The organism is Vibrio sp. Isolate23, assembly GCF_022398095.1.
Lineage (GTDB): Bacteria > Pseudomonadota > Gammaproteobacteria > Enterobacterales > Vibrionaceae > Vibrio > Vibrio coralliilyticus_A.
On sequence record NZ_JAKEUV010000006.1, the window covers coordinates 184,808 to 205,553 of the forward strand.

At 46.5% G+C, this 20,746-nt stretch carries 13 protein-coding genes, 4 tRNA genes and 2 pseudogenes; 16 read left to right on the forward strand and 3 right to left on the reverse strand.

The window, feature by feature from the left end; translation table 11 throughout:
- The first annotated feature begins 24 nt into the window (after positions 1–24).
- The 6 genes and pseudogenes from L1D31_RS15690 to L1D31_RS15715 all read left to right on the forward strand — a co-directional run bounded on the left by L1D31_RS15690 (position 25) and on the right by L1D31_RS15715 (position 1,695).
- Positions 25–100: transfer RNA gene (locus tag L1D31_RS15690), tRNA-Thr, on the forward strand.
- 35 nt (positions 101–135) lie between these two features.
- Positions 136–220, forward strand: a tRNA-Tyr gene (locus L1D31_RS15695).
- A 35-nt stretch (positions 221–255) separates the two neighbouring features.
- A tRNA-Gly gene (locus L1D31_RS15700) sits at positions 256–330 on the forward strand.
- Between the two features lie 13 nt (positions 331–343).
- Positions 344–419: transfer RNA gene (locus L1D31_RS15705), tRNA-Thr, on the forward strand.
- Positions 420–553: 134 nt separating this feature from the next.
- Positions 554–688, forward strand: a pseudogene (locus tag L1D31_RS15710) (GTP-binding protein); the annotation flags it as partial.
- A 45-nt stretch (positions 689–733) separates the two neighbouring features.
- Positions 734–1,695 (forward strand): annotated as a pseudogene (locus tag L1D31_RS15715) (GTP-binding protein).
- 3 nt (positions 1,696–1,698) lie between these two features.
- On the opposite strand, the gene L1D31_RS15720 reads toward L1D31_RS15715, so the two are convergent.
- Positions 1,699–1,869, reverse strand: a complete 171-nt coding sequence (locus tag L1D31_RS15720; RefSeq protein ID WP_239838036.1) for a hypothetical protein — start codon at positions 1,867–1,869, stop codon at positions 1,699–1,701.
- Between the two features lie 102 nt (positions 1,870–1,971).
- On the opposite strand from L1D31_RS15720, the gene secE reads away from it, so the two are divergent.
- From secE to rpoC, 8 genes are all read left to right on the forward strand, one after another.
- A complete protein-coding gene (gene secE, locus L1D31_RS15725; protein WP_239838038.1) occupies positions 1,972–2,352 on the forward strand; it encodes a preprotein translocase subunit SecE in 381 nt (126 codons plus the stop codon).
- Positions 2,353–2,365: 13 nt separating this feature from the next.
- On the forward strand, positions 2,366–2,914 hold the full coding sequence (nusG, locus tag L1D31_RS15730) for a transcription termination/antitermination protein NusG (protein WP_239838041.1): 549 nt from the start codon (positions 2,366–2,368) through the stop codon (positions 2,912–2,914).
- A 143-nt stretch (positions 2,915–3,057) separates the two neighbouring features.
- Entirely contained in the window at positions 3,058–3,486 is a 429-nt protein-coding gene (gene rplK / locus L1D31_RS15735) for a 50S ribosomal protein L11 (protein WP_004747601.1), read from the forward strand.
- 4 nt (positions 3,487–3,490) lie between these two features.
- Positions 3,491–4,195 carry a 50S ribosomal protein L1 gene (rplA, locus tag L1D31_RS15740; RefSeq protein WP_045975434.1) on the forward strand — a complete coding sequence of 235 codons (705 nt, stop codon included), beginning with the start codon at positions 3,491–3,493 and terminating at the stop codon, positions 4,193–4,195.
- A 280-nt stretch (positions 4,196–4,475) separates the two neighbouring features.
- On the forward strand, positions 4,476–4,970 hold the full coding sequence (gene rplJ / locus L1D31_RS15745) for a 50S ribosomal protein L10 (RefSeq protein ID WP_045975435.1): 495 nt from the start codon (positions 4,476–4,478) through the stop codon (positions 4,968–4,970).
- A gap of 58 nt (positions 4,971–5,028) precedes the next feature.
- Complete coding sequence (rplL, locus tag L1D31_RS15750) at positions 5,029–5,397, forward strand: 50S ribosomal protein L7/L12 (protein WP_006957113.1); 369 nt, start codon at positions 5,029–5,031, stop codon at positions 5,395–5,397.
- 233 nt (positions 5,398–5,630) lie between these two features.
- Positions 5,631–9,659, forward strand: coding sequence for a DNA-directed RNA polymerase subunit beta (gene rpoB / locus L1D31_RS15755; RefSeq protein WP_239838042.1), 4,029 nt, complete (start codon positions 5,631–5,633; stop codon positions 9,657–9,659).
- Positions 9,660–9,738: 79 nt separating this feature from the next.
- A complete protein-coding gene (rpoC, locus tag L1D31_RS15760) occupies positions 9,739–13,944 on the forward strand; it encodes a DNA-directed RNA polymerase subunit beta' (RefSeq protein ID WP_239838043.1) in 4,206 nt (1,401 codons plus the stop codon).
- Positions 13,945–14,037: 93 nt separating this feature from the next.
- Here the strand turns inward: rpoC and L1D31_RS15765 are convergent, their stop codons facing one another.
- Entirely contained in the window at positions 14,038–15,345 is a 1,308-nt protein-coding gene (locus L1D31_RS15765; RefSeq protein WP_239838044.1) for an anaerobic C4-dicarboxylate transporter, read from the reverse strand.
- Positions 15,346–15,514: 169 nt separating this feature from the next.
- The gene (gene aspA, locus L1D31_RS15770) at positions 15,515–16,963 is read right to left on the reverse strand and encodes an aspartate ammonia-lyase (protein ID WP_239838045.1); all 1,449 of its coding nucleotides are present in this window, start codon (positions 16,961–16,963) and stop codon (positions 15,515–15,517) included.
- A 319-nt stretch (positions 16,964–17,282) separates the two neighbouring features.
- On the opposite strand from aspA, the gene L1D31_RS15775 reads away from it, so the two are divergent.
- Positions 17,283–17,795 (forward strand): FxsA family protein, encoded by a 513-nt coding sequence (locus L1D31_RS15775; protein WP_239838046.1) that lies wholly within the window; start codon positions 17,283–17,285, stop codon positions 17,793–17,795.
- 348 nt (positions 17,796–18,143) lie between these two features.
- Positions 18,144–20,741: an ExeM/NucH family extracellular endonuclease gene (locus tag L1D31_RS15780; protein ID WP_239838047.1), complete on the forward strand. Its 2,598-nt coding sequence runs from the start codon at positions 18,144–18,146 to the stop codon at positions 20,739–20,741.
- Positions 20,742–20,746: the final 5 nt, after the last annotated feature.

A 20,746-nucleotide genomic window follows, 5' to 3' on the forward strand; every position in this document is an offset into this window, starting at 1 on the left:
TTCAATAGAATGCGCACCACTTATGCCGACTTAGCTCAGTAGGTAGAGCAACTGACTTGTAATCAGTAGGTCACCAGTTCGATTCCGGTAGTCGGCACCATTTCTCCTTTTATGAGAGAAATGGATGAAAAATTTGGAGGGGTTCCCGAGTGGCCAAAGGGATCAGACTGTAAATCTGCTGGCACTGCCTTCGATGGTTCGAATCCGTCCCCCTCCACCATATTCTTAAGGAAATAGCTCTCAGAGTTACGTGTTGCGGGCATCGTATAATGGCTATTACCTCAGCCTTCCAAGCTGATGATGCGGGTTCGATTCCCGCTGCCCGCTCCACTCTAATTTGAGTGCTGATATAGCTCAGGTGGTAGAGCGCATCCTTGGTAAGGATGAGGTCGGCAGTTCGAGTCTGCCTATCAGCACCAGCTCTAAGCAATGTTTCCTTTTGATACTTTCTTTTAACTAAACTACGTTTAGTGATTAAGAGAAGTTTATCACCAAGACTTTTTGGTTGCGTGGTCATCAAAGCCACCTAAATCCGTACCTAGAGGGACAACTCATGTCTAAAGAAAAATTTGAACGTACGAAACCGCACGTAAACGTTGGTACTATCGGCCACGTTGACCACGGTAAAACAACTCTAACTGCTGCAATCTGTACAACTCTATCTAAAGTGTACGGCGGTGAAGCGAAAGACTTCGCATCAATCGATAACGCTCCAGAAGAGCGTGAGCGCGGTATCACAATNAACGTTGGTACTATCGGCCACGTTGACCACGGTAAAACAACTCTAACTGCTGCAATCTGTACAACTCTATCTAAAGTGTACGGCGGTGAAGCGAAAGACTTCGCATCAATCGATAACGCTCCAGAAGAGCGTGAGCGCGGTATCACAATCGCAACATCTCACGTTGAGTACGACACTCCAACTCGTCACTACGCACACGTAGACTGTCCAGGACACGCGGATTATGTTAAGAACATGATCACAGGTGCTGCACAGATGGACGGTGGTATCCTAGTTGTTGCTGCGACAGATGGCCCAATGCCACAAACTCGTGAGCACATCCTACTAGGCCGTCAGGTTGGTATCCCATACATCATCGTATTCATGAACAAATGTGACATGGTTGACGATGAAGAGCTACTTGAGCTAGTAGAAATGGAAGTTCGTGAACTTCTATCTGAGTACGATTTCCCAGGTGATGACCTACCAGTTATCCAAGGTTCTGCACTAGGCGCCCTAAACGGCGAAGAGCAGTGGGAAGCGAAAATCGTTGAACTAGCAGAAGCACTAGACAACTACATCCCAGAGCCAGAGCGTGCAATCGATCAGCCATTCCTAATGCCTATCGAAGACGTATTCTCAATCCAAGGTCGTGGTACAGTAGTAACTGGTCGTATCGAGCGTGGTATCCTAACAGTAGGTGATGAAGTAGAAATCGTAGGTATCAAAGAGACGAAGGCGGCCGTCATACTCCGTTCTTCAAAGGCTACCGTCCACAGTTCTACTTCCGTACAACTGACGTAACTGGTAACATCGAGCTACCAGAAGGCGTAGAAATGGTAATGCCAGGCGATAACATCAAGATGACTGTAGAGCTAATCGCACCAATCGCAATGGACGAAGGTCTTCGTTTCGCGATCCGTGAAGGTGGCCGTACAGTAGGTGCTGGTGTTGTTGCTAAGATCTTCGACTAATTCTTAGGAATTGCTGAAGACTTCTGAAAAATCTTTGAATAAGATTTGACGAACCAGTAGCAAAAAGGGCATCATTTGATGCCCTTTTTCTGCACCAAATATAATGTTTGCTAATTTCTTATCCAAGCAAATATTAAGCAGGATTTTTTGCCCAAGATGTTGCTTCTTGGTCATTAAGAGAGTTCGCCAATCGAGTAAGGTTAGCGTCTCATGGATTTGCCCTGCAACAGCGGGGTTGTTGTCGTCTATATTAAGACTTGTGACAGGTTTGGTTTTATGAAAGCAAATAATGCTGAAACTCCTGAAAGCTCAAATGGCGCAGATATCTTCAAGTGGATTGTCACTTTCGTTCTGCTGACTGCCGCTGTTGTGGGTAATTACCTGTATGGTGAAATGTCTGTAGTGATTCGCGCTGCAGGTGTTGTTGTATTGATTGCTGCGGCACTAGGTGTTGCTGCTACAACAACAAAAGGTAAAGCTGCGATCGAGTTCGCTAAAGAATCTCGTATGGAAGTTCGTAAAGTGGTTTGGCCTACACGTCAAGAAACTATGCAAACTACTTTGATCGTTTTAGCTGTAAGTATTGTAATGGCTCTAGCACTTTGGGGCATTGACGGCATTATGGTTCGTCTTGTCAACTTTGTGACTGGGGTATAGAGGGTTTTAATTCATGAGTGAAGCTCCTAAAAAACGCTGGTATGTGGTTCAAGCCTTCTCTGGATTTGAAGGCCGTGTAGCTCAGTCTCTTCGCGAGCATATCAAAATGCATGGCATGGAAGAGCTGTTTGGTGAAGTTCTTGTTCCTACTGAAGAAGTAGTGGAAATGCGTGCAGGTCAACGTCGTAAGTCTGAGCGTAAATTCTTCCCAGGTTACGTCCTCGTTCAGATGATTATGAACGATGAATCATGGCACTTAGTACGCAGCGTGCCGCGTGTCATGGGCTTCATTGGTGGTACCTCTGACCGTCCAGCTCCTATCACTGATAAAGAAGCTGATGCTATCCTTAACCGTCTTGAGAAAGCGAGTGAATCACCTCGTCCACGTACTATGTACGAAGCGGGTGAAGTGGTACGTGTTACTGACGGTCCATTTGCTGACTTCAACGGTACCGTTGAAGAAGTGGATTACGAGAAGAGCCGCCTGAAAGTGTCTGTATCGATCTTTGGACGTGCAACACCAGTTGAGCTTGAGTTTGGTCAGGTTGAAAAACTTGATTAAAAAAACAACTTTTTAGGGTTGTTTAAGGCGCGAATTATGACTATAATTTCGCGCCTTTTTGCTTCTGTCGAAGTAAAAAGTTATTTACGTAAACGGGGAGCTGATCGGTCGATTAGCGTTAGTACCCAAAATTAGGAAAAATCATGGCTAAGAAAGTTGAAGCTTACATCAAGCTACAAGTTGCTGCTGGTATGGCGAACCCGAGTCCACCAGTTGGTCCTGCTCTAGGTCAACACGGTGTGAACATCATGGAATTCTGTAAAGCGTTTAACGCAAAAACAGAATCTGTTGAGAAAGGTCTACCAACTCCAGTTGTTATCACAGTATACAACGACCGTTCTTTCACGTTCGTAACTAAGACTCCACCTGCTGCAGTTCTTCTTAAGAAAGCGGCTGGCGTTAAGTCTGGTTCAGGTCGTCCAAACACTGAGAAAGTGGGTACTGTAACTGACGCTCAACTTCAGGAAATCGCAGAAACTAAAGCTGCAGATATGACTGGTGCTGACATCGAAGCAATGAAGCGTTCTATCGCTGGTACTGCTCGTTCAATGGGCCTAGTGGTAGAGGGTTAAGATCATGGCAAAACTAACTAAGCGTATGCGCGTTATCCGCGAAAAAGTTGACGTAACTAAAGAATACGAAATCAACGAAGCTGTAGCTCTTCTTCAAGAACTAGCAACTGCTAAATTCGTTGAGTCTGTAGACGTTGCTGTTAACCTAGGCATCGATGCTCGTAAATCTGACCAGAACGTACGTGGTGCAACTGTACTACCTCACGGTACTGGCCGCGAAATCCGCGTTGCAGTGTTCACTCAAGGTGCAAACGCTGAAGCAGCTAAAGAAGCTGGCGCAGACATCGTTGGTATGGAAGATCTTGCTGAGCAAGTGAAGAAAGGCGAAATGAACTTTGACGTAGTTGTTGCTTCTCCAGATGCAATGCGCGTTGTAGGTCAACTAGGTACTATCCTAGGTCCTCGCGGTCTAATGCCAAACCCTAAAGTTGGTACTGTAACTCCTAACGTTGCTGAAGCAGTTAAGAACGCTAAAGCTGGTCAGGTTCGTTACCGTAACGACAAGAACGGCATCATCCACACTACTATCGGTAAAGCAAATTTCTCTGCTGAGCAGATCAAAGAGAACCTAGAAGCACTTCTAGTGGCTCTGAAGAAAGCTAAGCCGTCTTCTGCTAAGGGTACATTCCTGCAGAAAGTAAGCATCTCTACTACTATGGGTGCTGGTGTTGCTGTTGATCAGGCTAGCCTGAACACTCTAGCAAGCTAATATATTTGCTTAGGCGCGAAATTTGTGTATAATTTCGCGCCTAATATTTGTGGTTGGGGCTGAACTTTGGTTCTGTAAGAATTAAGACCCAGTCTCCGTCCAAGACCGTAGGTGTCTGAGTTTGTTTAACAAATGATGACTTAATCATCCTACGTAGATGGTGCCCGAACTGACAGAAAGCTCTATGTAAATAGTTACCTTTCTTCTGGGAAGCACCTCAATAACTCTCACTGTCGTGATGATAGTGAGTGGTGTAACGACAACCAGGAGTAAATCCAAGATGGCTTTAAACCTTCAAGACAAAAAAGCAATTGTTGCTGAAGTCAACGAAGCTGCCAGTGGTGCACTTTCTGCAGTTGTAGCTGACTCTCGTGGCGTTGAAGTGGGCGCGATGACTTCTCTACGTAAACAAGCTCGTGAAGCGGGTGTTTATGTACGAGTTGTTCGTAACACACTTATGCGTCGTGCGGTTGAAGGTACTGACTACGAGTGTCTAACTGACACTTTCACTGGTCCTACTCTAATCGCATTCTCTAACGAGCACCCAGGTGCTGCAGCGCGTCTTTTCAAAGACTTCGCTAAAGAGAACACTGACTTCGAGATCAAAGCTGCTGCATTTGAAGGCGCGCTAACTGACGCTGAAGTACTAGCGACACTACCAACTTACGACGAAGCAATTGCACGCCTAATGATGTGCATGAAAGAAGCTTCTGCAGGCAAGCTGGTTCGCACTATCGCTGCACTACGCGATCAAAAAGAAGAAGCTGCGGCGTAAGCCTTGCTTTTTACTGGTTGCTAATTAAACTTATTGTTGATTTTAAAAGAGAATTGTTATGTCTATCACTAACGAGCAAATCCTAGACGCAGTTGCAGAAATGTCTGTAATGCAAGTTGTTGAACTAATCGAAGCAATGGAAGAGAAATTCGGTGTTTCTGCTGCTGCTGCTGTTGTAGCTGGCGGCGCTGCTGGTGGCGAAGCTGCTGCTGAGCAAACTGAATTCGACGTAATCCTAGAATCTGCTGGCGGTAACAAAGTTGCTGTAATCAAAGCAGTACGTGGCGCAACTGGCCTAGGTCTTAAAGAAGCTAAAGCTCTAGTAGACGGCGCACCTGCACCTCTAAAAGAAGGCATCGAGAAAGATGAAGCTGAAGCTCTTAAAGCTCAGCTAGAAGAAGCTGGTGCAAGTGTTACTGTTAAGTAATTATTGCATAGTTTCTTAGCCTAACGGCTAATGGCTGGTGGTTTTATAACCACCGGCCTTTTTGCGCTGTAGGGGTTGGGTGATTTTTCCGCTGTTTGAGCACCCAAGTTTCTAGCAAAAAACATTTCATTACAGCTTAATGAAATGTCACTACATTCAAACAGGTGTTAGTCACTGTCTCATAAAATGATTGGAGACAGTTTGGGTCACTTATCAGCGAGCTGAGGAACCCCATGGTTTACTCTTATACCGAGAAAAAGCGCATCCGTAAGGACTTTGGTACTCGTCCACAAGTGTTGGACATTCCATACCTGCTATCGATCCAGCTCGATTCGTTCGAAAAATTCATCGAACAGGATCCTGAAGGTCAATACGGTCTTGAAGCTGCTTTCCGTTCTGTATTTCCAATTCAGAGCTACAACGGCAATTCCGAGCTGCAATACGTTAGCTACCGTCTTGGTGAGCCAGTTTTTGACGTTAAAGAATGTCAAATTCGCGGCGTAACTTACTCAAAACCACTTCGCGTAAAACTACGCCTAGTTATTTTTGATAAAGACGCGCCAGCAGGTACTGTAAAAGACATTAAAGAACAAGAAGTCTACATGGGCGAAATTCCGCTTATGACAGACAATGGTACCTTCGTTATCAATGGTACCGAGAGGGTTATCGTATCCCAGCTGCACAGAAGCCCAGGTGTATTCTTCGACAGCGATAAAGGTAAGACCCACTCTTCAGGTAAAGTTCTATATAACGCACGTATCATTCCTTACCGTGGTTCATGGCTTGATTTCGAGTTTGATCCTAAGGACAACCTATACGTACGTATTGACCGCCGTCGTAAGCTACCAGCATCTATCATTCTTCGCGCACTAGGTAAGACGACAGAAGAGATCCTAGACATCTTCTTTGAGAAGGTGAACTTCGAGGTTAAAGATCAAACTCTACTTATGGAGTTGGTTCCTGATCGTCTACGTGGTGAAACTGCGTCATTCGATATCGAAGCAAACGGCAAAACTTACGTTGAAACAGGTCGTCGTGTAACGGCACGCCACATTCGTCAGCTTGAAAAAGATGGCGTTGAGCACATCGAAGTACCAGTAGAGTACATCGTAGGCAAAGTGTCTTCGAAAGACTACATCAACGAAGCGACTGGCGAGATCATCGTTGCGGCTAACCAAGAAATCAGTCTTGAAGCACTAGCGAACCTATCTCAGGCAGGCCATAAAGCTCTAGAAGTTCTATTTACGAACGACCTAGATCACGGTCCATTCATGTCAGACACACTACGTATCGACAGCACTGTTGATCGTATTTCTGCATTGGTAGAAATCTACCGCATGATGCGCCCTGGTGAGCCACCAACGAAAGAAGCTGCTGAAGCACTATTCGAAAGCCTATTCTTCTCAGAAGAGCGTTACGATCTATCGACTGTTGGTCGTATGAAGTTTAACAGCTCTATCGAACGTGAAGATGCTCAAGAGCAAGGCACACTTGACGAAACTGATATCGTTGAAGTGATGAAGAAGCTTATCGCTATCCGTAACGGCATCGGTGAAGTGGACGATATCGACCACCTAGGTAACCGTCGTATCCGTTCTGTTGGCGAAATGGCAGAAAACCAATTCCGCGTTGGTCTAGTACGTGTTGAACGTGCTGTTAAAGAGCGTCTAAGCCTTGGTGATCTTGATGCAATCATGCCTCAAGATCTAATCAACGCTAAGCCTATCTCTGCTGCGGTTAAAGAATTCTTTGGCTCTTCACAGCTGTCACAGTTCATGGACCAAAACAACCCTCTATCAGAAGTTACGCACAAGCGTCGTATCTCTGCTTTGGGTCCTGGTGGTCTTACTCGTGAACGTGCTGGCTTCGAAGTACGTGACGTACACGTAACTCACTACGGTCGTCTGTGTCCTATCGAAACGCCTGAAGGTCCAAACATCGGTCTGATCAACTCCCTATCTGCGTTTGCACGTTGTAACGAGTACGGTTTCCTTGAGACTCCATACCGTCGCGTAGTAGATGGTGTAGTAACAGACGAAGTTGATTACCTATCTGCTATTCAGGAAGGTCAGTACGTTATCGCTCAGGCGAACACGGTACTTTCTGAGCAAGGTACATTTGCTGAAGAGCTAATCACAGCTCGTCAGAAAGGTGAATCTGGCCTACACCCACGCGAACATGTTGACTACATGGACGTTGCAACTAACCAGGTTGTATCTATCGCTGCATCGCTTATCCCGTTCCTAGAACACGATGATGCGAACCGTGCATTGATGGGTGCGAACATGCAACGTCAGGCCGTTCCAACACTTAAGGCTGACAAGCCTCTAGTTGGTACTGGTATTGAGCGTAACATCGCCGTTGACTCTGGTGTTACAGCGGTAGCGAAACGTGGTGGTGTAATCCAGTCTGTAGATGCTTCTCGTATCGTTGTTAAAGTAAACGAAGATGAGCTGATCCCTGGTGAAGCAGGTATCGATATCTACAACCTAACTAAATACACTCGTTCTAACCAAAACACGTGTATCAACCAGCGTCCATGTGTGATGCCGGGTGAACCTGTAGCACGTGGCGACGTTCTTGCTGACGGTCCTTCAACAGACCTTGGTGAACTAGCTCTTGGTCAGAACATGCGTATCGCGTTTATGCCTTGGAACGGTTACAACTTCGAAGACTCGATTTTAGTATCTGAGCGCGTAGTTCAAGAAGACCGTTTCACGACTATCCACATTCAAGAGCTATCTTGTGTGGCGCGTGATACTAAGCTTGGTGCTGAAGAAATCACAGCTGACATTCCAAACGTTGGTGAATCTGCTCTGTCTAAACTAGACGAGTCAGGTATCGTTTACATCGGTGCGGAAGTGAAAGGCGGTGATATCCTTGTAGGTAAAGTAACGCCTAAAGGTGAAACTCAGCTAACGCCTGAAGAGAAGCTACTACGTGCTATCTTCGGTGAGAAAGCATCAGACGTTAAAGACACGTCTCTACGCGTACCAAACTCTGTATCCGGTACGATCATCGACGTTCAAGTATTTACTCGTGACGGTGTCGAAAAAGACAAACGTGCACTTGAAATTGAACAGATGCAGCTAAAAGAAGCGAAGAAAGACCTGACTGAAGAATTCCAGATTCTTGAGGGTGGCCTTCTAAACCGCGTTAAAGCTGTACTCATCGATGGTGGTTACACTGAAGCGAAACTAGACACTATCGATCGTAAGAAGTGGCTAGAGTTAACGCTTGAGGATGATGCTCAACAGACTCAACTTGAACAGCTTGCTGAGCAGTATGACGAGCTACGTGCTGATTTCGATAAGAAGTTTGAAACCAAGCGTCGTAAGATCACACAAGGTGATGATCTCGCACCTGGCGTACTGAAGATCGTTAAGGTTTACCTTGCGGTTAAACGTCGTATCCAGCCTGGTGATAAGATGGCGGGTCGTCACGGTAACAAGGGTGTAATCTCTAAGATCAACCCTGTTGAAGACATGCCTTACGATGAGAAAGGCCAGCCGGTTGACATCGTACTGAACCCACTGGGTGTACCTTCGCGTATGAACATCGGTCAGATCCTAGAAGTTCACTTAGGTCTGGCAGCGAAAGGCATCGGTGACAAGATCAACCAAATGGTGAAAGAGCAGCAAGAACTGGCTAAGTTCCGTGACTTCCTACAGAAAGTTTACGATCTTGGCGAAACTCGTCAGCAAGTCGATATTGCATCGCTTTCTGATGATGAAGTTCGTACGCTGATCAACAACCTGCGTGGTGGTCTGCCGATCGCGACACCAGTATTTGATGGTGCGAATGAAACGTCAATCAAAGAGCTTCTCAAACTCGGTGACTTGCCAGAATCTGGTCAGTTAACGCTGTTTGATGGTCGCACAGGTGATGCGTTTGAGCGTCCTGTAACGGTTGGTTACATGTACATGCTGAAACTGAACCACCTTGTTGATGACAAGATGCACGCTCGTTCTACTGGTTCGTACAGCCTAGTAACTCAGCAACCACTTGGTGGTAAAGCTCAGTTCGGTGGTCAGCGTTTCGGTGAGATGGAAGTATGGGCACTAGAAGCATATGGTGCTGCTTACACGCTTCAAGAAATGCTAACGGTTAAGTCGGATGACGTTAACGGCCGTACTAAGATGTACAAGAACATCGTAGACGGTAACCACAGCATGGAACCTGGCATGCCAGAATCGTTCAACGTACTGTTGAAAGAGATTCGCTCGCTAGGTATCAACATCGAGCTAGAAGACGAAGAGTAATCCCCACGGGGTTATTTGGTTGAAGGTGCTCACCTAGTTTTGCGGGTGGGCTCCTTTTAACTCCTTACAGGAGCTGATTGTGAAAGACTTATTAAACTTTCTAAAAGCACAGCATAAGACCGAAGAATTTGATGCAATCAAAATCGGTCTATCTTCACCGGACATGATCCGTTCATGGTCTTTCGGTGAAGTTAAAAAACCTGAAACGATCAACTATCGTACGTTCAAACCTGAACGTGATGGTCTGTTCTGTGCGCGTATTTTTGGTCCAGTTAAAGACTACGAATGTCTTTGTGGCAAATATAAGCGTCTGAAACACCGTGGTGTTATTTGTGAGAAGTGTGGCGTTGAAGTTACACAAACTAAAGTTCGTCGTGACCGTATGGGCCACATCGAGCTTGCTTCACCAGTTGCTCACATCTGGTTCCTAAAATCGCTACCGTCTCGTATCGGTCTACTAATGGATATCCCTCTACGTGATATCGAACGTGTTCTTTACTTCGAAATGTATGTAGTAACTGAACCAGGTATGACGGATCTAGAAAAATCGCAGATGCTGACTGAAGAAGAGTATCTGGATCGTCTAGAAGAGTGGGGCGATGAATTCACGGCTAAGATGGGTGCAGAAGCGATCAAAGACCTACTTGCGTCTATGGATCTGCCTGCTGAAATCGAAGAAATGCGTGAAGAGCTTCAGTCTACTAACTCAGAGACTAAGCGTAAGAAGATCACTAAGCGTCTGAAGCTAGTTGAAGCGTTCGTTCAATCTGGTAACAACCCAGAGTGGATGATCCTAACTGTGCTTCCGGTACTTCCGCCAGATCTACGTCCTCTAGTACCACTAGATGGCGGTCGCTTCGCGACTTCTGATCTGAACGATCTATACCGTCGCGTAATCAACCGTAACAACCGTTTGAAGCGTCTACTAGAGCTTGCTGCTCCGGACATCATCGTACGTAACGAAAAACGTATGCTGCAAGAGTCTGTTGATGCGCTACTAGACAACGGTCGTCGTGGTCGTGCGATCACAGGTTCGAACAAGCGTCCTCTGAAATCTCTTGCTGATATGATCAAGGGTAAACAAGGTCGTTTCCGTCAGAACCTTCTAGGTAAACGTGTAGACTACTCTGGCCGTTCTGTAATCACAGTTGGTCCATACCTGCGTCTACACCAGTGTGGTCTTCCTAAGAAGATGGCACTTGAGCTATTCAAACCATTTATCTACAGCAAGCTTGAGACTCGTGGCCTAGCAACGACAATCAAAGCGGCTAAGAAGATGGTAGAGCGTGAAGAAGCGGTCGTTTGGGACATCCTAGACGAAGTAATCCGTGAACACCCAGTACTATTGAACCGTGCACCTACACTTCACCGTCTAGGTATCCAGGCGTTCGAACCAGTACTGATCGAAGGTAAAGCGATTCAGCTACACCCACTTGTGTGTGCGGCGTACAACGCGGACTTCGATGGTGACCAAATGGCGGTTCACGTGCCTCTAACTCTAGAAGCACAGCTTGAAGCTCGTACTCTGATGATGTCGACAAACAACATTCTGTCGCCAGCGTCAGGTGATCCGATCATCGTACCTTCTCAGGACGTTGTATTGGGTCTTTACTACATGACTCGTGACAAGATCAACGTCAAAGGCGAAGGTATGTACCTTGCTAGCCCAGCTGAAGCTGAGAAAGCATACCGTACTAAGTCTGCAGAGCTGCACGCTCGCGTTAAAGTTCGCATCACTGAGACAGTGAAAGATGAAGATGGCAACAGCACTACAGAGACTAAGCTAGTTGATACTACTATCGGTCGTGCAATGCTATGGCAAATCGTGCCATCTGGTCTTCCGTTCAGCATCGTTAACCAGAAGCTAGGTAAGAAACAAATCTCTCATCTACTTAACGAGGCGTACCGTAAGCTAGGTCTGAAAGATACGGTTATCTTCGCTGACCAAATCATGTACACAGGTTTTGCTTACGCAGCACTTTCTGGTGTCTCGGTTGGTATCGACGATATGGTTGTGCCAGACGCGAAATACACTGAGATCGAAGAAGCAGAAGCAGAAGTTCGCGAAATTCAAGAGCAGTACCAATCTGGTCTTGTAACAGCGGGCGAGCGCTACAATAAAGTGATCGATATTTGGGCATCGACCAACGATCGCGTAGCGAAGTTGATGATGGAAAACCTCTCTTCTGAAGCTGTTGTTAACCGCGACGGTGAAGAAGAGCAGCAAGAATCGTTCAACAGCATCTATATGATGGCTGACTCGGGCGCTCGTGGTTCTGCGGCTCAGATTCGTCAGCTTGCAGGTATGCGTGGTCTGATGGCACGTCCAGATGGTTCAATCATCGAAACACCGATCACTGCGAACTTTAAAGAAGGTCTAAACGTACTTCAGTACTTTATCTCAACGCACGGTGCTCGTAAGGGTCTTGCGGATACGGCACTGAAAACAGCGAACTCGGGTTACCTAACTCGTCGTCTAGTAGACGTTGCTCAAGACGTTGTTGTACACGAGCATGACTGTGGCACCCATGAAGGTGTTGACATGATGCCGCACATCGAAGGTGGTGACGTTAAAGTTGCACTTTCTGAGCTGGCTCTTGGTCGTGTAGTTGCAGAAGACGTACTGAAGCCAGGTACTGAAGATGTACTGATCCCACGTAACACTCTAATTGATGAGAAGTGGTGTCAGATCATGGAAGAGAACTCAGTTGACCGCATGAAAGTGCGCTCTGTAGTTACCTGTGATGCAGACTTCGGTTGTTGTGCTCAGTGTTACGGTCGTGACCTAGCACGTGGTCACCTAGTGAACCAAGGTGAAGCTGTGGGCGTTATCGCTGCTCAGTCTATCGGTGAGCCGGGTACACAGCTTACGATGCGTACGTTCCACATCGGTGGTGCGGCATCTACTGCAGCAGCAGAGAACAGCATCCAAGCTAAGACGACTGGTACAGTTAAGCTACACAACGCTAAATTCGTTATCAACAAAGATAAGAAGCTAGTGATCACTTCTCGTGCATCAGAGCTAACCATCATTGACGAATTTGGCCGTACTAAAGAGAAGCACAAACTGCCATACGGTTCTCTACTTTCTAAAGGCGACAACGATGCCGTTGAAGCTGGTGAAACAGTAGCGAACTGGGAAGCGCACACCATGCCAATCATTACTGAAGTGGCAGGTCGCATCCAGTTTGTAGACATGATCGATGGTGTGACAGTTTCTCGTCAAACCGATGATCTAACGGGTCTATCTTCAAGCGAAGTTACAGAAGCTGCCGCTCGCCCAGCAGCAGGTAAAGATATGCGTCCAGCTATCAAACTTGTTGATGAGCAAGGTAACGATGTAATGATCCCTGGTACAGATATGCCAGCTCACTACTTCTTACCTGGTAAAGCGATTGTAAACATCGAAGATGGCGCAGAAGTAGGCGTGGGTGATACGCTATCTCGTATCCCTCAGAAATCTGGCGGTAACAAAGATATCACCGGTGGTCTACCACGCGTAGCTGACCTATTCGAAGCTCGTAAGCCTAAAGAGCCTGCGATCCTTGCTGAGCACACAGGTACTGTGAGCTTTGGTAAAGAAACGAAAGGTAAGCGTCGTCTAGTAATCACTCGTGAAGGCGGTGACGCTTACGAAGAGATGATTCCTAAGCATCGTCAGCTTAACGTATTCGAAGGCGAGAAAGTTGAACGTGGTGACGTGATCGCAGATGGTCCAGAGTCTCCACATGACATTCTTCGTCTACGTGGCATCCACGCTGTGACTCAGTACATCGCGAACGAAGTTCAAGAAGTATACCGTCTGCAAGGCGTTAAGATTAATGATAAGCACATTGAGACTATCGTTCGTCAGATGCTACGTAAGTGTACAATCACTCACGCAGGTGACTCTACAGAGTTCCTAGTTGGTGAACAGGTTGAATACGCGAACGTTAAGATTGCTAACCGTCAGCTAGAAGCTGAAGGCAAAGAGTTAGTACGTTTCGAGCGTGAGCTACTTGGTATTACTAAGGCATCTCTAGCGACTGAATCGTTCATCTCTGCGGCATCGTTCCAGGAGACAACTCGCGTACTAACAGAAGCAGCAGTTTCTGGTAAACGTGATGAGTTACGTGGTCTGAAAGAAAACGTCATTGTTGGTCGTCTAATCCCAGCAGGTACAGGTTTCGCTTACCACCAAGATCGTCAAGCTAAGCGCACTGAAGAACAAGAAGGTCCTTCAGCAGAGCAAGCCACTGACAATCTTGCAGCATTGCTAAACGCAGGTTTCTCTGCTGACGAGTAATCGCGAACTAAGAAGATAATAAAAATCCCCAAGCTTAGCTTGGGGATTTTTTTATTCTTTTGAATATGTCGGGAGGTTCGTTCTTCCCTTTGGTTAGATAAGTAAACCACCAAAAGTGAAACCTAATCCAACCGCTGAAGCAATTGTCACCACACCCGGAATAAAGAATGGGTGGTTAAATACATAGCTGCCGATGCGAGTTGAACCTGTGTCATCCATTTCCACTGCGGCAAGCAGAGTTGGGTAAGTAGGTAGAACGAATAGTGCGCTTACTGCGGCGAAAGACGCGACTGCCGTTAGCGGAGCCACACCAATTGCAAGTGCTGCTGGCATCAGAGCTACTGTGGTTGCTCCTTGCGAATAAAGCAGCATAGAAGCAAAGAACAGTACCATCGCCAGTAGCCATGGGTAATCAGACAGCAGCGCGCCTGCGACTTCTTTAATGCCATCCACATGCGCGTTGACGAAGGTTGAACCTAACCAAGCCACACCTAGAACACACACACAAGCGGTCATGCCAGAACGGAACGTTGAGGCGTTAGGAATTTTTGCTGCATCAATCTTAGTGAATAAAACGATCGCTGCCGCTGCGGCCAGCATCACTGTCATGATGGCTTCGTTACGGCCAAGTGCTGGATCAACAATCAGGCCTACGGATTTAGAGATGGCCGCCGCGTAGCAAACCACGAAACCAATTGCTGCAAGGAAGATATATGTGGCTTTTTTCGCTGTTGGAAGAATGTCACGCTGCTTTTCCGTTGCGAGTTTGATCAGACCTTTCTCCAAGCGCTCCTGATAAATAGGGTCATCTTTTAATTCACTACCCATAAAGTTAGCGACGAATGCGCCAATCATACAAGCAATGAAGGTGGTTGGGATGCACACAGCAAGTAGTGTCAGGTAATCAACCCCCATTGGTGCCAGCATCGCAGCGAATGCCACGACGGCTGCTGAGATTGGGGAAGCGGTAATCGCGATTTGCGATGCGACCACAGCAATAGAGAGAGGGCGCGATGGGCGCACCCCTTGACCTTTTGCGACTTCCGCAATAACAGGCAGTGTTGAAAATGCTGTGTGCCCCGTACCTGCCATTAATGTCATAAGGAAAGTGACGATAGGCGCATAAAAGGTGATGCGCTCTGGGTTTTTGCGCAAGAAGTTTTCTGCCAGTTGTACTAACCAATCCATACCACCGGCGACCTGCATCGCGGCAATCGCTGTGATGACCGACATGATGATCAGAATTACATCCACAGGAATGTATGCCTGACTGGTCGGTACGCCAAGAATTAATGACAATGCGATAACGCCTGCACCGCCCGCAAAGCCGATGCCAATACCGCCGATTCTCGCTCCTAAAAAGATAAAGAGCAGAACGACTAACAGTTCGACCGCTACCATAATAGATACCTCATATTGTTAACTTAAATTCGATTATCTAAACACTCAGTGTCTAAACGTTTAGATAATGGAAGGAGGGAGCCACTGAATGAGTTAACCCTGATAAAGTTGTGGTTAACCGTATTAGTGCCTAAAAAAGGGCCCTATTGGGCCCTCCTTGGTAGCAATCTTATTCGTAGCGTTTCGCTTTATACTTAGGATGCATAAAGTTTTCCACGTTCAAGATATCGTCCAACTCTTCTTCGGTCAGCAAGCCACGTTCTAGCACTACTTCACGGACGCTCTTACCGGTTTCCGCACAGATCTTACCAACGATGTCACCTTCGTGGTGACCAATGTATGGGTTCAGGTAAGTCACGATACCGATTGAGTTGTACACGTAGCCTTCACAGATTTCTTTGTTGACTGTGATGCCATCGATACATTTATCACGCAGGTTGACACACGCGTTAGACAGTAGAGAAATGGACTCGAACATGCTTTGCGCGATGACAGGTTCCATCACGTTTAGCTGTAGCTGACCACCTTCTGCGGCAAATGAGATAGTGTTGTCATTACCCAGTACTTTGAAACAGACTTGGTTGACCACTTCTGGTACCACAGGGTTAACCTTAGCTGGCATGATAGAAGAGCCTGCTTGAAGCTCTGGGAGATTAAGTTCGTTTAGACCTGAACGTGGGCCAGAAGATAGCAGGCGCAGGTCATTACAGATCTTAGATAGTTTGACTGCCAAACGCTTCAGTGCACCATGTGTCATTACATAAGCACCACAGTCTGATGTCGCTTCAATCAGATCTTCTGCTGGGACTACATCTAGGCCTGTCACGTCAGCTAAGTGTTTCACTGCCAGTTTCTGATAGCCTTCAGCTGCGTTCAAACCAGTACCGATCGCAGTGGCACCTAAGTTGATTTCTAGCAGTAGTTTTGAAGTGTACTCAAGGGCACGGATTTCTTCATTCAGAGTCACCGCCCATGCGTGGAATTCTTGGCCAACTGTCATTGGTACCGCGTCTTGAAGCTGAGTACGACCCATTTTAAGCACGTCTTTGAACTCTTGGCTTTTAAGTTCAAACGCACCTTTCAGGTATTCAATCGCTTCAATCAGAGTGTGAACGCTATTGTAAACGGCGATACGGAAACCCGTTGGGTAAGCACAGTTGGTCGACTGGCTCTTATTAACATGGTCATTTGGGTTAATGAATTCGTACTGACCTTTTTCCTTGCCCATCAGCTCAAGTGCGACGTTGGCGATCACTTCGTTAGTATTCATGTTGACTGATGTGCCAGCACCGCCTTGGAAGACGTCTGAAGGGAATTGATCCATGCACTTACCTGTTTCAAGGATCAAATCACACGCTTCGACTACGTATTTCGCGACATCTTTAGGAATAACGCCTAGCTCTTTGTTTGCTAACGCCGCGGCTTTCTTGGTCATCACCATGCCACGGACAAATTCAGGGACATCTGAAATCGTGACATTAGAGATGTTGAAGTTTTCGATAGCACGTAGTGTGTGGATGCCGTAGTAAGCATCGGCAGGAACGTGGCGTTCGCCAAGTAGGTCTTCTTCGATACGAGTGGCAGCGGTAGTGCTAGGAGTATCAGTTAGGGTAGCCATCACAGGATCCTTAGATAATTATTCTGATGATAAAGTAAAATGCTAGCCATTCTGCAGTGTAAGAATCCTTTCGTCAGAATTTTTGGCTGTAAAATCCGTCCTGACTTATGGGGCTCATAATACTGTACCCAGCAGATAAAAATAGTAGCTTGATCACCTTTTTTGCTTTTGTTTAGTTAAACTTTTGCAAGATATGAACAGGGTATTAATAACTACAAAGTAGTAGTGGTTTGTTGGGATTTCTATCACTCTTTTTTACAGCTTTAATTTGAGCTTGAATTAGCTTTGGGCTTACACTGGGCTTAACAAAGGAGGGCGTGTGTTTCCTATCTTATTATTGATGTTTATTTTCGTTCCTATTATTGAAATAGGCCTGTTTATTTCGGTCGGCGGTTACTTAGGATTGTGGCCGACGATCGCACTGGTACTGATCACCGCGTTTGCCGGTGCGTCTTTGGTACGCAGCCAAGGTTTGCAGACCTTGATGTCAGTGCAAAACCGCTTGCAGCAAGGCGAGCTGCCTGCTCAGCAAATTCTTGAAGGCGTGATGCTAGCCGTCTCAGGGGTACTACTGCTGACACCGGGCTTTATGACCGATGCGCTTGGCATGTTGGTGCTATTACCGGCACCACGCGCTGCGATGGCAAAATACCTTATGAGTAAGATGACGGTGCAGTCTGTCGGTGGTGGTTTTCAAGGCGGCTTCGGTTCTGGAAACTTCCAACAAGGCCCTTTTGATCAAGACCCGTTTAATCACCAACCTAAAGACGGTAATACGTTTGAAGGGGAATATGAACGTAAGGATGGAGACGATAATAATCGCCTCAATTAACGGACAAAACCTCGCGAACACCTGATAAATAAAGGCGCAGTCACAGCGCCTTTATTTGTATTTGCCTCTAGAGCTTTAATTCTATTTATAAGCAAAAGCTAAACTAAATCAGCGATCTATTCTCATTTGTGCAACAAACGTTTCACCTTATGTTTAAACTTTGAAGTCTCTTCAAATATTCAGCATATCTATGAGATCAAAATCTCACTGTCACTGAATGTTGTTTTTAGTTTCATGAAAAAGATAAACACTTGTCGTGCTTTATAAGTCTTTTCTCAATAGAAAAGGTGATTTGGAACACGCTTTCTCAACCCTATACAACACGGAAAGCGATGCAAGGTGGACAGAATGAAACAAAAACTAACCCCAACCTTACTTGCAGCAGTGGTCGCAAGTGCTCTCTCCGCTCCAGCAATGGCGGATATCGTAATTTCTCAGTACGTTGAAGGTAGCAGTAACAATAAAGCTATTGAGATTGCCAACACTGGTGATTCAGCAGTGACGCTGGATGGCTATGAGCTAGCGAAATCGACCAACGGCGGCGGTGAGTGGGGCAGCAAACTGGCTCTAGGTGGCCGTGTACTGGAAGCACAAAGCGTTCTGGTTGTTGCACACACAAGTTCAAGTGATGAAATCAAAGCAGTAAGCGACATCCTAAATGGTTCAGTGATCGGATTTAACGGTAATGATCCGATTGCGCTACTGAAAGACGGCAACGTACATGACATCTTGGGTAACATGGGCGGCTCAGATTTCGCAAAAGATGTCACTCTGGTACGTAATGTTGATGCGATGACGCCTTCTTCTACTTATGACGCTTCTCAATGGTCATCGCTGGCAAAAAACAGCATCGAAGGTCTAGGTGTACTAGATGGCGGTGAGACACCAGAGCCGTTTGCTTGTACTCAAGATGGTGCTGAACCTGTCTTTACATCGATTCAAGAAATTCAAGGTGAAGGTGATACGTCTCCATTCATCAATGGCTACCCATACATCACAGATGAAGACTTCTTCGTCAAAGGTGTGGTTAGTGCAGTGACTACAGGTCTAACAAAGGGCTTCTATCTACAAGCACTGGAAGATGACTACAACCCGAAAACATCGGAAGGTTTATTCGTCCACACTAACCAGTCAAGCTCTGATCTTCAGCCTGGCGATGTGGTTTGTGTGAAAGGTAAAGTTCAAGAGAACTACAACCTGACGCAACTAAAAGCGGAAAACAACAACTGGGTTAAGCAAGGCGAACAATCTGCTCCAGTGGCGACGGCGATTGAAGTGATGGCGGATGACGCTAACTTCGATCAGACGCTAGAGCGCTATGAAGGCATGCTGGTTAAGACGACTGAAGCGTTGGATATGCGTGTGACTCGCACCTTTGGTTACGATTACGCAGCGCGTCGTAATAACATGGTTGTAGCTCAGGGCCGCATCAACATGCACCCTAACCAGAACTTTGCCGCAGGTTCTGACGAAGCGAAACAGCAGAGCACTGAAAACGCACAGCGTCGCCTGTTCATTGAGTCTGATGCCAAGGCCGCGGATGGCACGGTTCCTTACTACCCAGATTTCGGCCGCACTGACGCGGACCAGAATGGCTCAACAGAAGATTACATCCGTATCGACGATACGATTGTTGGCCTAGAAGGTGTCCTAAGCTACAGCTACGGTGATTACCGTCTGATTGCCACCAACACGCTAACTAACGACAACTTCGTACGTAACGATCCTCGTACTGAAGGCATCGATATGGAAGAAGGCGATCTGCGTATAGCGACATTCAACGTACTCAACTACTTCAATTCCCCATTTGGTGGTGACGCTAACCAGCATGGTGATAACCGTGGTGCCAACAGTTATGAAGAGTTCGAGGTTCAGCAGGCGAAAATTGTTAACGCAATTCTACGCCTTGACGCTGATATCATTGGTTTGATGGAAATCGAAAACAATGGCTTTGGTGATAGTGGCGCTATTCGTCAGCTTGTTGAGCAGCTAAACCAACGTATCGATAAGAAGAAAGACCGTTACGACTTCGTTGCTGTTGACAGCAATGGCGATAAAGTGACGGATGAGAACGACTCAATTGGTACTGACGTCATCACCACAGGCGTTATTTACCGCTCTAAAGTGGCGAAGCTAAAAGAAGTACGCGTTATCGAGATGCCAAGTCAGCAAGCGCCTGAAGTGCTAGATGACGACGGTAAAGTGATCGAAGATGGTAAGAACTATCAGCGTAACTCTCTAGCGCCAACGTTCAAGATCAAAGGCACCAATGAGAAGATCACGGTTGCGATTAACCACTTCAAATCGAAAGGTTCTAAATGTTGGGAAGACGCAGCACCTGTTGACCAAGGTGGTCAGGGCGGTGTCGATGCAGACCAGCAAGGTTCTTGTGAAAACTTCCGTGTTGCAGCAGCGGTTGCACTGGGCGACGCGCTGAAAGACATCAAAGGTCATAAAGTGATTCTTGGTGACTTGAACTCTTACGGAATGGAAGATCCGATGCTGGTTCTGACCGATTACAGTGAAGAGAAGTACGGCAAGCAGATCAAGGCGGCACGTAATACCTTCATTGGTGACACAGAGCAGTTTGGTGACAACGGTGCGGTGATTACGGAAGGGTACAACTACATCAATGCCGTTGCGATGAAGCACCCAAATAGCTGGAGCTACTCGTACAATGATGAAGTGGGCGCGCTAGACCACCTGCTAATCAGTCCAAGTCTGAAGAAGCACTTTGTGGATGCGACAGACTGGCATATCAATGGCGGCGAATCGACGCTATTTGATTACAACGATGAGTACAAAGGTGATTTGCCGAAGTACAACGATCATTTCCGCTCTTCTGACCACGATCCAGCAGTCCTAGAACTGAACATGGCTGGTTCGTTCGGTTTTGGTGCGCTAATGTCATTGTTTGGCTTAGCACTGTGGCGTCGTCGTAAATAAGCCAC

Excerpts from the sequence above, each read along its gene's own strand:
- L1D31_RS15720 (WP_239838036.1), bottom strand. The coding sequence starts at position 1,869 with ATGACCAAGAAGCAACATCTTGGGCAAAAAATCCTGCTTAATATTTGC.
- secE (WP_239838038.1), top strand. The coding sequence starts at position 1,972 with ATGAAAGCAAATAATGCTGAAACTCCTGAAAGCTCAAATGGCGCAGAT.
- nusG (WP_239838041.1), top strand. The coding sequence starts at position 2,366 with ATGAGTGAAGCTCCTAAAAAACGCTGGTATGTGGTTCAAGCCTTCTCT.
- rplK (WP_004747601.1), top strand. The coding sequence starts at position 3,058 with ATGGCTAAGAAAGTTGAAGCTTACATCAAGCTACAAGTTGCTGCTGGT.
- rplA (WP_045975434.1), top strand. The coding sequence starts at position 3,491 with ATGGCAAAACTAACTAAGCGTATGCGCGTTATCCGCGAAAAAGTTGAC.
- rplJ (WP_045975435.1), top strand. The coding sequence starts at position 4,476 with ATGGCTTTAAACCTTCAAGACAAAAAAGCAATTGTTGCTGAAGTCAAC.
- rplL (WP_006957113.1), top strand. The coding sequence starts at position 5,029 with ATGTCTATCACTAACGAGCAAATCCTAGACGCAGTTGCAGAAATGTCT.
- rpoB (WP_239838042.1), top strand. The coding sequence starts at position 5,631 with ATGGTTTACTCTTATACCGAGAAAAAGCGCATCCGTAAGGACTTTGGT.
- L1D31_RS15765 (WP_239838044.1), bottom strand. The coding sequence starts at position 15,345 with ATGGTAGCGGTCGAACTGTTAGTCGTTCTGCTCTTTATCTTTTTAGGA.
- aspA (WP_239838045.1), bottom strand. The coding sequence starts at position 16,963 with ATGGCTACCCTAACTGATACTCCTAGCACTACCGCTGCCACTCGTATC.
- L1D31_RS15780 (WP_239838047.1), top strand. The coding sequence starts at position 18,144 with ATGAAACAAAAACTAACCCCAACCTTACTTGCAGCAGTGGTCGCAAGT.